The 14,097-nt window shown below is 70.2% G+C and carries 12 protein-coding genes; 6 read left to right on the top strand and 6 right to left on the bottom strand.

Annotation, left to right across the window (positions count from 1 at the left end; genetic code table 11):
* Window positions 1–5 precede the first annotated feature (5 nt).
* Complete coding sequence (locus AC0VYL_RS16045; protein WP_475480627.1) at window positions 6–1,154, top strand: S1 family peptidase; 1,149 nt, start codon at window positions 6–8, stop codon at window positions 1,152–1,154.
* A gap of 98 nt (window positions 1,155–1,252) precedes the next feature.
* Here AC0VYL_RS16045 and AC0VYL_RS16050 read toward each other — a convergent pair whose 3' ends face one another.
* Together AC0VYL_RS16050 and AC0VYL_RS16055 are read right to left on the bottom strand one after the other, a co-directional pair.
* Entirely contained in the window at window positions 1,253–2,866 is a 1,614-nt protein-coding gene (locus tag AC0VYL_RS16050; protein ID WP_475480628.1) for an amidohydrolase, read from the bottom strand.
* An 84-nt stretch (window positions 2,867–2,950) separates the two neighbouring features.
* Window positions 2,951–4,246 (bottom strand): MFS transporter, encoded by a 1,296-nt coding sequence (locus AC0VYL_RS16055; protein ID WP_475480629.1) that lies wholly within the window; start codon window positions 4,244–4,246, stop codon window positions 2,951–2,953.
* Window positions 4,247–4,414: 168 nt separating this feature from the next.
* On the opposite strand from AC0VYL_RS16055, the gene AC0VYL_RS16060 reads away from it, so the two are divergent.
* Window positions 4,415–5,920, top strand: a complete 1,506-nt coding sequence (locus AC0VYL_RS16060) for a PucR family transcriptional regulator (protein WP_475453911.1) — start codon at window positions 4,415–4,417, stop codon at window positions 5,918–5,920.
* Between the two features lie 70 nt (window positions 5,921–5,990).
* On the opposite strand, the gene dop is transcribed toward AC0VYL_RS16060, so the two are convergent.
* The 4 genes from dop to AC0VYL_RS16080 form a co-directional block, all read right to left on the bottom strand.
* Window positions 5,991–7,514, bottom strand: a complete 1,524-nt coding sequence (dop, locus tag AC0VYL_RS16065; protein WP_475453913.1) for a depupylase/deamidase Dop — start codon at window positions 7,512–7,514, stop codon at window positions 5,991–5,993.
* Window positions 7,515–7,942: 428 nt separating this feature from the next.
* Complete coding sequence (locus AC0VYL_RS16070) at window positions 7,943–9,157, bottom strand: tyrosine-type recombinase/integrase (protein WP_475480630.1); 1,215 nt, start codon at window positions 9,155–9,157, stop codon at window positions 7,943–7,945.
* On the bottom strand, window positions 9,157–9,360 hold the full coding sequence (locus AC0VYL_RS16075) for a helix-turn-helix domain-containing protein (RefSeq protein WP_475480631.1): 204 nt from the start codon (window positions 9,358–9,360) through the stop codon (window positions 9,157–9,159). Before AC0VYL_RS16075 ends, AC0VYL_RS16070 begins: the two co-directional genes overlap by 1 nt.
* Window positions 9,361–9,373: 13 nt before the next feature.
* A complete protein-coding gene (locus tag AC0VYL_RS16080) occupies window positions 9,374–9,901 on the bottom strand; it encodes a helix-turn-helix domain-containing protein (protein ID WP_475480632.1) in 528 nt (175 codons plus the stop codon).
* Between the two features lie 181 nt (window positions 9,902–10,082).
* Here AC0VYL_RS16080 and AC0VYL_RS16085 point away from each other — a divergent pair, with 181 nt between their 5' ends.
* From AC0VYL_RS16085 to AC0VYL_RS16100, 4 genes are all read left to right on the top strand, one after another.
* Window positions 10,083–11,714, top strand: a complete 1,632-nt coding sequence (locus AC0VYL_RS16085; protein WP_475480633.1) for a DUF2637 domain-containing protein — start codon at window positions 10,083–10,085, stop codon at window positions 11,712–11,714.
* 11 nt (window positions 11,715–11,725) lie between these two features.
* The gene (locus AC0VYL_RS16090; RefSeq protein ID WP_475480634.1) at window positions 11,726–11,971 is read left to right on the top strand and encodes a hypothetical protein; all 246 of its coding nucleotides are present in this window, start codon (window positions 11,726–11,728) and stop codon (window positions 11,969–11,971) included.
* A gap of 301 nt (window positions 11,972–12,272) precedes the next feature.
* Window positions 12,273–12,425 carry a hypothetical protein gene (locus AC0VYL_RS16095; protein ID WP_475480635.1) on the top strand — a complete coding sequence of 51 codons (153 nt, stop codon included), beginning with the start codon at window positions 12,273–12,275 and terminating at the stop codon, window positions 12,423–12,425.
* Between the two features lie 358 nt (window positions 12,426–12,783).
* The gene (locus AC0VYL_RS16100; protein ID WP_475480636.1) at window positions 12,784–14,010 is read left to right on the top strand and encodes a methyltransferase domain-containing protein; all 1,227 of its coding nucleotides are present in this window, start codon (window positions 12,784–12,786) and stop codon (window positions 14,008–14,010) included.
* Window positions 14,011–14,097: the final 87 nt, after the last annotated feature.

Here is a 14,097-nt window from a genome sequence, read left to right on the forward strand (position 1 = left end):
CCCCCATGCGACCCTCCCCCGTTGTCTCCGCCATAGGTACGGGAGCCCTGGCCTTCGGCCTGGTGCTGTCCGGCACCCCGGGCGCCCTCGCGGCCACCGGAGCGCTTCCCCAGTCACCCACCCCGGAGGCCGACGCGGTCTCCATGCAGGAAGCGCTCCAGCGCGACCTCGACCTGACCCCGTCCGAGGCCGACGAGCTGCTGGCCGCCCAGGACACCGCCTTCGAGGTCGACGAGGCCGCGGCCGAGGCCGCCGGGGACGCCTACGGCGGCTCCGTCTTCGACACCGAGACCCTGGAACTGACCGTCCTGGTCACCGACGCCGCCGCGGTCGAGGCCGTGGAGGCCACCGGCGCCGGGACCGAACTGGTCTCCTACGGCATCGACGGCCTCGACGAGATCGTCCAGGAGCTCAACGCCGCCGACGCCGTCCCCGGCGTGGTCGGCTGGTACCCGGACGTCGCGGGTGACACCGTCGTCCTGGAGGTCCTGGAGGGTTCCGGAGCCGACGTCAGCGGTCTGCTCGCGGACGCCGGCGTGGACGCCTCGGCCGTCGAGGTGACCACCAGTGCGCGGCCCGAGCTCTACGCCGACATCATCGGTGGCCTGGCCTACACCATGGGCGGCCGCTGTTCGGTCGGCTTCGCGGCCACCAACGCCGCCGGTCAGCCCGGGTTCGTCACCGCCGGCCACTGCGGCCGCGTGGGCACCCAGGTGACCATCGGCAACGGCCGGGGCGTCTTCGAGCAGTCCGTCTTCCCGGGCAACGACGCCGCCTTCGTTCGCGGTACCTCCAACTTCACGCTGACCAACCTGGTCAGCCGCTACAACACCGGCGGGTACGCCACCGTCGCCGGTCACAACCAGGCGCCCATCGGCTCCTCCGTCTGCCGCTCCGGCTCCACCACCGGTTGGCACTGCGGCACCATCCAGGCCCGCGGCCAGTCGGTGAGCTACCCCGAGGGCACCGTCACCAACATGACCCGGACCACCGTGTGCGCCGAGCCCGGCGACTCCGGCGGCTCCTACATCTCCGGCACCCAGGCCCAGGGCGTGACCTCCGGCGGTTCCGGCAACTGCCGCACCGGCGGGACCACCTTCTACCAGGAGGTCACCCCCATGGTGAACTCCTGGGGCGTCCGTCTGAGGACCTGACCCCGGTGGTCACCGGCGGGTCTCCGGCCCGCTGACCACAGGCACCAGGCGTCCCCGTCCGCGTCCAGCGGGCGGGGACGCTCGCGTCCGCGCCCGGCTCAGGCGGCCCGGTGGACGACCTCGCCGTCCAGCACGGTCAGCCAGGCGTTCACCTCGCGCAGCCGGTCCTGCGGCAGGGACTCCACGTCGGCGTCGAGGACGACCAGGTCGGCCAGGTAGCCCGGGCGCAGCGCCCCCAGACGGTCCTCGACTCCCAGCGCGTGCGCGGCGTCCAGGGTGTGGGCGCGCAGCGCCTCGTGCAGGGTGACGCCCTGCTCCCGCCCGATGTCGGCCCCCTCCCGGGTGGTGCGGCACACGGCGTTGGCCACGGTGTCCATCGGGCGCAGGCTGGAGACGAAGGAGTCGCTGGACAGCACCGGGCGCAGCCCCAGGTCGATCTCCTCACGCATCGGCTGGAGCCGGTGCGCGCGGTCCCCCAGGCGACGCAGGAAATCGCCGCCGCTGTCGTACAGGAAGTTGGGCTGGTTGACCGGGATGACCCCGTACTCGGTGAAGCGCTTGGCCTGCTCCACCGTCGGGTAGCCGCAGTGTTCGATCCGGGGGCGCGGGTCGGGTCCCGACACCCGGGCTGCCGAGGCGATGGCGTCCAGCGTGTGCTCCATCGCGGCGTCGCCCTGGGTGTGGATCGCGACCTGCCACCCCTCCTGGGCCGCCCGCGTCACCAGGTCCACCAGCTGGTCGGGGTGGTGGTAGAGGCTGCCGGGGAACTGACCCCGCTCGCCGTAGGGCACGCTGAACTTCGCGGTGCCGCCCAGGAGGGTGCCGTCCGAGTAGAACTTCATCCCGGTCAGGCGCAGCCAGTCGTCACCGAACGGGCTCGCGAGGCCCGCCTGCGTCAGGGCGTCGAGCTGGTGCGAGAGCGGCATGCCGAAGGTGCGCAGGGGCAGGGTGCCCGCGGCGCGCGCCGCCCGGTACACCCGCAGCTCGCGGGCGGAGACCTGCGGGTCGCACACCGTGGTCACTCCCGCCGACAGGTACGGCGCGGCCGCGTCGGACAGCCAGCCGAGCAGGTGCTCGGTGGGCAGCGCGGTGTGGAAGTTGGGGCCGTGGCAGCCGATGTCCACGGCCAGCGGCAGCAGGAGTTCCATCGCCGCGTCCGTGACCATCCCGGTCAGCCGCCCGCCCTCGTCGCGGACGAAGGAGCCCCCGGCCGGGTCGGGCACGTCCTCACCGATCCCGCTCCAGGCCAGCGCGGCGGAGTTGACCACGGCCTGGTGGCCGGAGACGTGGTAGACGATCACCGGGTGCTCGGTCGTCGCCTCGTCCAGGTGGCGGCGGGTGGGCCGACCGCCCGGGTACTTGGCGTCGTCCATGGAGAAGGCACGGATCCACTGGCCCGACGGGGTGCGCTCGGCCTCGGCCGCGATCGCGGCGACCAGGTCGGCGGCGCTGCCCACCCGGGGATAGCGCGCGTCCACCGCAGCCAGGGACTCGGCGGTGGAGAGCAGGTGGTTGTGCGGGTCGATGAAACCGGGCAGGACGGTGCGGCCGCCCGCGTCCACCTCCACGGCTCCGGGTCCGGCGGCGGCACGGGCCGCCTCGACGCCGCCCACCAGACGGACCCGGCCCTCACGGACGGCGACGGCGGGCGCGGTGGGGTTGGTGTCGTCCATCGTCAGGACGCGGGCGTTGTGGATGAGCAGACCGGTCACGGGTGGGTCCTCCTCGGGAGTGGGTGGTACCGCCGCCACGCGGGGCGGCGGTACCGGAGCGGTGTCGGAGCGGGGGGCGCCGGGTCAGACGGAGGTGATCAGTTCGGAGTCCCGGTAGCGGGGCGCGCGGGACAGGCAGACCACGCTCAGCAGCACCATGCCGACCAGGAGCCCGACCACGGACAGGATGCTGCCGGTGGCGGCGAACAGGGCGGTGCAGGCCAGCGGCGCCAGTCCGCCGAAGATCGCGCCCGCCGTCTGGTAGGCGATGGAGATGCTGGTGTAGCGGGCCTGGGGCGGGTACATCTGGGCCAGCACCCGCGCGATGGGGCCGTAGACGGTGGCCATGGCGACGCGCATCACGCAGAGCATGAGGACGATGAGCAGGGTGCTGCCGGTCTCCAGGATCAGGAACTGCGGCAGGGCCAGCACGCCCACACCCACCAGGCCGATGGTGACGACCCGGACGGTTCCGTAGCGGTCGCCCAGCCAGGACACCCCGAGGGTGACCACCAGCTCCACGAAGGCCGCGATGGTCAGACCGGTGAGGATGACCTGTTCGCTGATCCCGACCTCGGTGACCCCGTAGGCCTGGAGGAACGTGGTGACGATGTAGTAGCCGCCCACGGCCACCGGCAGCACCCCCACGCCCAGCAGGAGGGTGCGCCAGGAGGTGCGCAGGGCGTAGCCGAGCGGGAGCCCCCGGGGCTGGTCGTCCTGCACGGCGTCGAAGACCGGGGACTCCTCCACCTTGAAGCGGATGACCATGCCGACGGCCACGAGCAGGACCGAGGCCAGGAACGGCAGGCGCCATCCCCAGTCGTAGAGGATCTCGGTGTCCCAGGCGGCGATCAGACCGAAGGAACCCGTCGCCAGCAGCGCCCCGGCCGGGTTGCCGAGCTGGGCGAAGGCACCGTAGAAGGTCTTGCGGTTCTCCGGGGCGTGCTCCACGGCCATGAGCACCGCGCCGCCCCACTCGCCTCCGACGGCGATGCCCTGAACGAAGCGGAGCACCACCAGCAGCAGCGGGGCGACGAACCCGACCTGCTCGTAGGTGGGCAGCAGGCCCACGCTGAACGTGGCCACGCCCATCATGAGCAGGGTGATGACCAGCGCCGACTTACGGCCGAGCCGGTCGCCGTAGTGGCCGAACAGCAGGCCGCCGAGCGGGCGGGCGAAGAAGCCCACCGAGAAGGTGGCGAAGGAGGCCATCAGCCCCACCATGGGGTCGATGTCGGCCGGGAAGAACAGGGTCGCGAAGACCAGGCTCGCCGCGGTGGCGTAGATGTAGAAGTCGAACCACTCGATGGTGGTGCCGACGAAGGCCGCCACAGCCGCACGTGCGGGGTGCGGTGACGTGGGGGCGGTCCGCTCTGACATGGGAACTCCGATGGCGCGTGGCGTGGTCGTCGGCGACCACGACCGATGTGATCCGGCGTGTTGTTGTGACCGTAGACACTCCACCGCCACCGGCGACGGGATGGTCCGCACAGGTTGTACCGTGACAAATGTGCAGGTCGCACAGCCGGAGCACGGCGGGAGGGGCCCGTGAGCATCACCGTCCGCGACATCACCGCGTCACCGCACCTGGAGGTCAGCGCCTCCGCCGGGTTCGCCGGGCTGGACCGCGTGGTCCGCTGGGCGCACGTGACCGAGCTGCCCGACCCGGTGCGCTGGCTGCGCGGCGGCGAACTCGTGCTGACCGCCGGCCTCGGACTGGGCGGCGACGCCGCGGGGCACCGGGCCTACGTACGGCGGCTCCACGGGGCGGGGTGCGCGGGCCTGGCGTTCGCCATCGACATCTGGCTGAACGAGATCCCGCCCGAGGTCCTGGACGAGGGCGACCGGCTGGGCTTCCCCGTCCTGCGGGTCGAGGGCGAGACGTCGTTCGTCGCCGTCGTGGAGACCGTCGCCGACCACTACGCGGCGGAGCGCTCCCGTGAACAGGGCCGGGTGCTGGCCGCCCAGGACGCGATGGCGCGCGCCGCCCTGCGTTCGGGGCCGACCGGGGTGATGCGCGAACTGGTGTCGGCCACCTCCGGGGAGTGCCTGCTGCTCGACCGCAACGCGATGACGAGCCAGGCGGTTCCCGAGCTCGAACCCGGCTGGCACTCCCAGGTGCGCGCCGAGGTGCTGGGCGCCGCGCCCACTCCGGGTATGCGGGTGCTGGCCGACGACGGGGCGTCGATCCTCCTACAGACCCTGGGCACCACCGGACGCACCCTCGGCTGGGTGGCGCTGCGCTGCGCGGAGCCCTCCCCCAACGTCCGGGTGCTCGCCAACCACGCCGCGTCCCTGCTGGCCGTGCACCTGCTGCACTCGCGGGACGCGCGCCGGGCGATGTTCCGGGAGCGCGCGCCGCTGTTGCGCGCCGCCGCACTGGGCCAGGCGGTGGGGGTGCCGTTGACCCTGCCGCCCCCGCCCTGGGAGGTCGTCTGCTTCCGGTCTCCCGCCCCGGGCGCACTGGACGACGCCGCCGACGCCCTGGTCGACGTACTGGGCGACACGGAGGCGGCCGGGTCGAGCGGGCTCTGCCGTCTGGGTGAGGAGCTGGTGGCGGTCCTGCCCGACACGGGCCGTCCCTACGCGGGCGAGCGGCTGCTCGCCCTGCTCGACGGGGTGTCGGCGGCGGGGGCCTGCCGGGCGCGCGGCCCGGGTGAACTCGCGTCGGCGGTGGCCCGGGCGCGCGGCGCCGTCTCCACCCAGGGGTACCGGCACGTGGACGAGGCCGACGCCTGGGCGCTGCTGCGGTCGTCGGTGCCCGAGAGCGGGTCGCGGGCGTTCACCGAGGCCGTACTGGGGTCCGTCGTGGAACACGACGCGCGCAACGGCACCGAACTGGCGCACACCCTGCGCCACTACCTGGACAGCAGCGCGCACGTGGAGGAGACGGCGCGGGAGCTGGGGGTGCACCGCAACACGCTGCGGGCCCGGCTGCGCACGGCCGAACGGGTGCTCGGCCGCGACCTGGCCGACTCACGGACCCGTCTGGAACTCTGGACGGCGCTGAGCCTACGGCCGATGCGCTGCGCGGACGGCACCTGGCACGACTGACGCCCGCTCCCCGGAGCGGACGGCCGGGCCGGTTCCCCGGGTGTCGGAGGGACACCCGGGGAACCGCTGGTCAGCTCCTCCGGTTGCCCGCCAGGACCGCCAGCAGGTCGGCGGCGGTGGCGGAGGCCTCCAGGAGACCGCCCACGTGCTCCTTCGTGCCCCGGCGCGGCTCCAGGGTGGGCACGCGCTGGAGGGAGTCGTAGCCGGGCACGTCGAAGATGACCGAGTCCCAGGAGGCAGCGGCGACCTCGTCGGCGTACTTGGCCAGGCACCGGCCCCGGAAGTAGGCACGGGTGTCCTCCGGCGGCTCCGTGACGGCGCGGGCCACCGCCGCCTCGTCCACCAGGCGCCGCATCCGTCCGCGCGCGGCCAGGCGGTTGTAGATGCCCTTGTCCTCGCGCACGTCGGAGTACTGGAGGTCCACCAGTTGCAGCCGGGGGTGGGACCACTCCAGCCCGTCCCGGGACCGGTAGCCCTCCAGGACCTTGAGCTTGGCGACCCAGTCCAGTTCGGTGGCCAGGTCCATCGGGTCGACGGCCAACCGGGACAGGACCGACTCCCAACGGTCGAGGACGTCGGCGGTGTCGGGGTCCACGTCGGTGCCGAAGCGGTCCTCCACGTACTTGCGCGCCTGGTCCAGGTACTCGCCCTGGAGCTCCAGGGCGGTCATCCGGCGCCCGTCCCGCAGCCGGACCCGGTGGGTCAGCCCCGGGTCGTGGGAGACCTCCCGCAGGTCGGCCACCGGGGTCTCCAGGGACAGGTCCGCGCTGAGGAAGCCGTCCTCGATCATCGACAGCACCAGCGCGGTGGTCCCCAACTTGAGGTAGGTGGAGATCTCGCTCATGTTGGCGTCACCGATGATGACGTGCAGGCGCCGGTACTGGTCCGGATCGGCGTGCGGTTCGTCCCGCGTGTTGATGATGGGACGCTTCAGGGTGGTCTCCAGACCCACCTCGACCTCGAAGAAGTCCGCCCGCTGGGAGATCTGGAAGCCGCTGCTCTGGCCGTCCGACCCGATGCCGACCTTGCCCGCCCCGCAGATCACCTGCCGTGAGACGAAGAACGGGATGAGGTGCCGGACGATGTCCCCGAAGGGCGTCGACCGGTTCATCAGGTAGTTCTCGTGGCACCCGTACGAGGCGCCCTTGTTGTCGGTGTTGTTCTTGTACAGCTGGATCGGTTCGATGCCCGGGGTGGCACCGGCGCGGGCGGCCGCGTCGGCCATCACCCGCTCCCCCGCCTTGTCCCACAGCACCGCGTCACGGGGGTTGGTGACCTCCGGCGCCGAGTACTCGGGGTGCGCGTGGTCCACGTACAACCGCGCGCCGTTGGTGAGGATGACGTTGGCCAGGCCCAGGTCCTCGTCGGTCAGCTGGGTGGGGTCGGCGACCTCGCGCGCCAGGTCGAACCCGCGGGCGTCGCGCAGCGGGTTCTCCTCCTCGAAGTCCCAGCGTGCCCTCCTGGCCCGTGCCGCCGAGGCGGCCAGGTAGGCGTTGACCACCTGGGTGGAGGTGACCATCGCGTTGGCTCCGGGGTTTCCCGGCACGGAGATCCCGTATTCGGTCTCGATACCCATAATCCGCCGCACACTCATGATGAGAGGTTATCCGCCACGGACCTGTCTTGAACGCTTCCGCGCCAATTGTGGCCTAAGCGCCGTCTTCCCGGGCGTTTCCACCGGGCTTCCATGGGCGTGTCGTCCCAGTTCAGGGCGGTTCGACCTGGATTCTCAGAAAAGCAAACCGGATCCGGTCCGGGAGTTCCCGACTCCGACCCCATTGTGGCTCGGCAATCCCGTACCAACGGCGGAGCGGGACCCGCGAATCGCACGCGGGCCCCGCTCCGGAGTATTCCTACAGGTACTGGCCGGTGTTGGCGACGGTGTCGATGGACCGACCGGAGTCGGCCCCCTTCTTCCCGGTCACGAGAGTCCGGATGTAGACGATGCGTACCGGGTGAGCAGCCAGCGCAGGTCAGCAGGGGGGCAGTCACCCTCGTGACAACACTTTGCCAACACGCGCTCTAGGACGTGTAACCAGCCAACACGTACCCGCGATCCAAGGTGTCCCGGGCCGAAGCCACCGAACCCTGCAACAAGTGCCAGTAGACACGCTCCGTAGTCGCTGAGTTTCGGTGCCCCAAGATCTTCGCCACCTGAGGAAGAGGGATGGGAGGCTTCCCCTGGATACACCGACTCGCGAAATCATGACGGAGCCACTGGAACATGAACTCATCCGGGAGCTCCGCAGCAGCAAGCCCGTCCCGCAACTCCTCGTAGAACGACGGCCGGTGAGGGTACGGGGCCCCACCCTCCCAAACCCCGGCCTTGCCAGGCGTCAGAAACCCGTCCTCCGGGATCGAATGCGCCTCGGCGTGCTCCATGATCCTCCGGTGCAGGAACCCTGTCACGGGAATCTCGCGAAACTCATCCGCCTTCCTGTGCTTCAGCGGGGTCAGCTTCGACGCTGTGTACACCTGTCGGTTGATGCGGAGAACCCAGCCCTCATCCCCCTCAACGAGCTGATTCAGACGGACAGCCAACGCCTCCCCGCACCGCAACCCAGCCGCGTGGCCGAGATACGGAGCCAACTGCCAAGGGCCCCACAACCGACTCGCCATGATGTCGAGCTGTTCGAGAGTGGGCGACACGAACACGCGTGAGTCGATGTGCTCGGGCAGCGTCACCTCAGAGCAGGGGTTCTTCATGATCGCGCCGCTCTTGCGCCGATCGGTGAACACCGCAGACACCGCGATGTAGATGGCCGCCACGGTGTTCGGGGCGAAACTCTCCGTCCAGTGCTTCACCAGGGTCTTGATGTGGTCCCGTGACACAGCGCCTTCTGGGATCTCACCAAACGGAACGCCGTCAACGTCGGTGTTGAAGACATGGTTCCGCAGGCTGTACCGGTAGGAGTCCGTGGTGGACTCCTTGCCCACCCTCTCCGCCAGGTACTTCTCCGCGACTTCACGGAAGGTCTTCCCGCCCTGCCGCGGCTTCTGCACCACCTCCTGGATGGCCTTTCGTCCATCGACATGCGCGGCCCACCGTTCCGCCGCACCCCACTGCTTTCCGTCGTACTCCTTGCGCTTGAATACCTCGGAGAGAAGCCGAGACCCGCGCCCGCCGTTGCGCCAGTACACGTAGGCCGAGTGGTCGCACTTCTTCCAGACACGGACCTTCTGCTTCTCGTCCTCAACACCCTTGGCGCAGTCGCACCGCTTCCTCACCGACGCCATCAGGCCGCGTCCTTGAGGTAGGTGATCTCCTGGGAGTTGACCCACGACTCCACGTTGCGCTCCCGGAACCGGAGGTGGCGGCCGACTTTGATACCGCGCAGCCCCCATTCCTTCCACCGGTCGTACACGGTCTTCTTGGGGACACCGAGGTACGCGGCAACCTCGTCCGGGGACATGAGTCGGTTCGATCCGCCCAGCGACATGGGGGCACCTTTCTTATGCGGGTGGCGCGTCACCACCCTCAGGGGAGGAGTCATCTCGGAACTTCGGACGGCCGAAGGCGGCCATGGCCCGCACGTCCTGGTCGACGTTGACGTAGGCGGGGAGTCCGGCGGGGTTCCCGTACACGGACAGGTCGAGGAGTTGACGGCGGAGGGTTTCCGGGTCCGTGGACGCTTCGAGGGGCCACTGGCGGTCGGCCCACCGGTACAGCTCATGAGCGGGTTTCGGACCTGTGCCGGTCGCCTCGGTGGTGGTGCGGGCATCCGGCGGGAGCAGCAGCATCGTCGGGGACACGTCGAGGACTACGGCCAGAGCCATGAGGTCGTCGGCATCGACTCGGCGCCGCCCCGCCTCGATGTTCGCCACGGCGCTCTGCACGAAGGGCCGGCCGTGCTCGGTGAGGAGCTGGGCCAGGGCTGCGGCCGAAAGCTGTCTGGCGTTTCGTAGGCGCCGGACGTTCGCCGCGACTTGTCGGCCGGTTGCGCCGATTTCGTTGGTCCTGCGTTGGCGGGGTTCGGTCATGGGGTGAGTTTCCCACCTGCTCGGGCCTGGGCACACCACCACCTCACTTCCGGATAGTTCTATGCGATGACCGCTGATTCTTATACTATCATCGCATAACCCTCACCAGAAGAAAGCCCCGAGCAGCGGTGAAGGCTGCCCGGGGCAAACCCGAACACCTGCCACAACAGGAGCCCGAGCTGTGACCGATCGTATCGGGGACGCCATCACGATGATGACGTCCGCCCTCACCTACCTGGCGGGGCTGCCGCCCGCCCCGCAGATCATCCTCGCTGTCACCAGCGTCGTGATCTTCACCGTCCTCCTGGGGTACGCCGAGTACCGGCGGAAGACCCGCGCCACCCCCACACTCCGCTCACGCGCCGGAACCCTCGCCGTCCACGGTCTCCGCGCCGCCTGGACGGCCCTCCGCACCCCGCCCACCGACGACCAGAAGACGAAGCGCGAGAACACCGTCGAGAACCTGCTGGTGTTCGGGTTCGTGTTCGTCGTCGCCGGGCTGATCATGCAGGGTCTGATCCCGTTCGCCCGCGACGACATGGGATTGACCGGGGTGTGGCCGTACCTGTTCTTCTTCGCCCTCGACGGGATGGCCGCGTACTTCGGTCTCATCTCCTACCGGCTCGCGAAGGAAGGCGCGAAGGCCACCAGCCCCCGCATCGTGGTGGGCCTGATCGTCGCAGGGTCGGCGTGGTTCCAGTGGGCGCACGCCTCCGGGCGCGAACTCCCCGCACAGGTCGCCTGGACCGCCCTACCGTTGATCGCCGGGTACCTGTGGGAGACCACGCTCAAGTACCGGCGTCGGGCGTGGAAGAAAGCGAACACGGACACCGGCCGCCAGGTCCCCAAGGCACGGTGGATCTGGGACCCGATCGGCAGCTTCGGCATCACCCGCCGAACCCACATGTGGAACATGGAGACGTGGGAGGAGGGGCTGGACACCCACATGACCCGGGCCGAGTGTATCCGCCAGCTCCGCCGCGAGTTCGGCCCGTTCTGGTCGTGGAGGGTTCCGGCTGATGTCGCGATCCGGTTGAAGCGCGGGTTCAAGGTCGAGGAGGCCGCTCGGATGGTGCCTGATGTGATCGCTGACCACCGCCGCGAGGTGGAGAACCGGCGGATCGTTCGGCAGGCTGAGGCGGACGCCCGCGCCGCCGCCCGCGCCGGGGTTGTGGAGCCGGGTACCTACGTGGTGTCGCTACCGCCCGGGACGCCTGCCGTGGACCTGGCCCCGCTTGCGGGGGTTGAGGACGCGGTGGAGGCGATCGGTGAACCCGCCCCGGTGGAGTGGGTGGACCCGGCCGCCGAATGGGAGAACGACGACCAGGACGACGGGTACGACCACCCGTTCCCCGACGAGGTGTTCCCGGAACCGTTCGCCCCCACCCCCCGCGACACCTGGGTGGACCCGTGGGCGGACTCGCTCCCCCACACCCCCGGACACGTTCCCCTGGACGTGCCCACCGCCCCCACCCCGAAGCCGGTGTCCATCGTGACCCCCGAACCGGCGGAGGACGTTCGTCCATCGCTGGAGACCTGGGAGATCCCGGACCCCAAGCACGACGGCCGGGGCCGCCAGGTCACTCCGAAGCCCGGTGAGGAGGTGTACGAACAGCTGCTCGACCTGTACGTGGCTGAGGCCCAGGGAGGCAACGAGTTGTCGGGGCGGGAACTGTGCAAGCTCGCCGCCGTCAACCCGGACAACCGCATCTGGCGGCAGGCCGCTCACCGCGCCGCGAAGGAACGTTTGGCCGCGACCACCGGCAGTACCCCGGGCGTTGACTCCGCCAGCTCGACTGACTCCCTTTTCTGAGAGGAACCCCTGTGGCACTCGACATCCGACCGTCCGGCCCGCCCGAGGAGATCGACGCGTTCGTGCGCGTCCTGGAGAACTCCCCCGGTATCCGCATCGTCCGCTCGTCCGGCGACCGCCCGAACCATCACGACCCCGGCGTGAGGCGGTATCTGACGGTGGAGGTGGAGACGACTCTGTCCGCGACGGAGGTTCGGGAGGAGCCGCCCGCTCGTCGTCCGGTCGGGGGTGGGGCGATCCCTCTGCCCCCGTCCTGACCGAAACCCTTCTTCTGGCCACCCGTCCCCCGTGGGGCGGGTGGCCGTTCTCGTGGCCCGTTGCCGTTCACGGATCGGTACCGCCGCGTAAGTCAGCACGTCAGGAACCTGCGGATGGGATTCCTGGATTGTGGTGGCCGGGTCCGGCCATCGCTACCCGAGCGTCCTCTCCAGGTGCGACAGTGTGCACGTGCATCTGCACATGCACACCAGTTGGTTCGCTGGTCACGGGGATGTTGTTGCCCTCAGTCTCGGGGCGCGGTGTGCGCCTCGTTTCCCCGATCCGGAGAGGAAGCCGACGATGAGGTTCCCGAGGAAGCGCGCGAAGTCGCAGGAGGGCACCCGGTGGTGGGTGTGGCGTCTGGTCGCTGCCGTTGTTCGCACCCTGTTGGCTGTGGTCCGCACGGTCCTGTGGCTCTGGCGTGAGAGCGGGGAGGGCCCCGGCGGGCAGTAGTGCCGCCCGCCGGGACTCGGAGGGCCCGCGTGTGTCTGTCGAACAAGGCGCGGGCCCTCACCAGCAACCCGACTGATCGGGTCATGCGCACCCTACTCGCCCCCCTACGACGAACGGTTCCGGTCCTCCTGGCGATGGCTGGAACCGGCCAACCCCGCGACACCCCGACCACACCGGGTTACTGTGCAGGGGTTGACCCCCTAGCAGGACGGAGCACGCACATGGGCAAGCACGACAACCCGGACAAACCCACCGACAGCGGCACAGGTGGCAGCGCAGGCGGCGACGGCCAAGACCCCAACCGGCACGGGGCCGAACCCATCCCGCCCCAGTCCGGAGACGGGCAGGACCCGAACCGGTGACGGACCACCCCGGCGTCCGCCTCGCGCGAATCCTCACCTCCACGGGCCAGATCATCGACCCTCTGTGGCACCGGGCCATCCTGCACACCGACCGGGCCGGGTTCATCCCCGACACGGTGTGGGTCACCGCCCGTGACCACCCCGGCTACTTTCGGCCGGTGAGCCGGGACGACCCCGACCATGCCCGGTGGGCGCACGAGGACTACGCGCTCGCCGTCCAGGTCGATGACGGCGTCCCGGCCGGTGGCCCCAACGGTGAACCCGGGTGGGGCCGGTTGCGGACGTCGAGTATCAGCCAACCGTCGCTGGTGGTGGAGATGCTTCAGGCGCTCGATGCCCGTGAGGGTCACCGGGTGTTGGAGATCGGGACGGGCACCGGCTACAACACGGCCCTCTTGTCGCACGCGCTCGGTGAGGAGTCGGTGGTGTCGGTCGAGGTCGACCCCGGCCTGGCCGAGACCGCGGTGAAGAACCTCGCCCAGGCGGGCCACCACCCCACGGTCGTGACAGCTGACGCGGCCGGGACCCCGGAGGTTGGCGAAGGCGAGTTCGACAGGGTGCTATCGACGGTTGCGGCGCGCGACCAGGTGCCGTTCTCGTGGGTGGAGCAGAGCGCGAAGTACGGGATCATCGTCACCCCCCTGGAGTTGGGCAACACCCCCGGTGTCCTGCTGAGGTTGCGGGTTCACGGGGACGGAACCGCGACCGGCCACATCATCGGGGACGCCCCGTTCATGACGTTGCGGTCCCAGCGGCCGGACATGCGCCGGGTCCGGGATCTGGTGGACGAGGACGACCCGGCGGCGACGGACGGGCTGATCGAGCTCAACCCGAGGGTGGTCGCGTACCGGCACACCGGCTGGCAGCTCGCTCTGGGACACCTGGTCCCCGATCTGCGGTACGCGGTGTACGAGGCTGCCGAGGACCGGCCGGAGTGGGCTGGGGAGGCGACGGTGTACGTGGCGACCACGGACGGGTCGTGGGCGGTGGCGGAGTACACCCCGGCGGGTGGGGCGTACCAGACTCGGCAGGCTGGGCCTCGGGCGTTGTGGGCGGAGATCGCGGCAGCGTGGGACGAGTGGGTGAAGTTCGACTCTCCTGGTCGTGACCGGCTAGGCGTCACCGTGGACGAGCGGGGTACCCATCTGTGGGTTGAAGGGCCCGCCGCGCTTCTCGACCCCGTCAAGAGGGGATGGCCCCGACGCAACCGCTTTTGGTCCTAGGTTTCGGCCAGACATCGCAGGTACCCTTTGCCGGTACACACAGAACCGGACCCCGCCAACGTGACTGGCGGGGTCCGGTTCGCTGCG

This window comes from Nocardiopsis sp. iso_238, assembly GCF_056173325.1.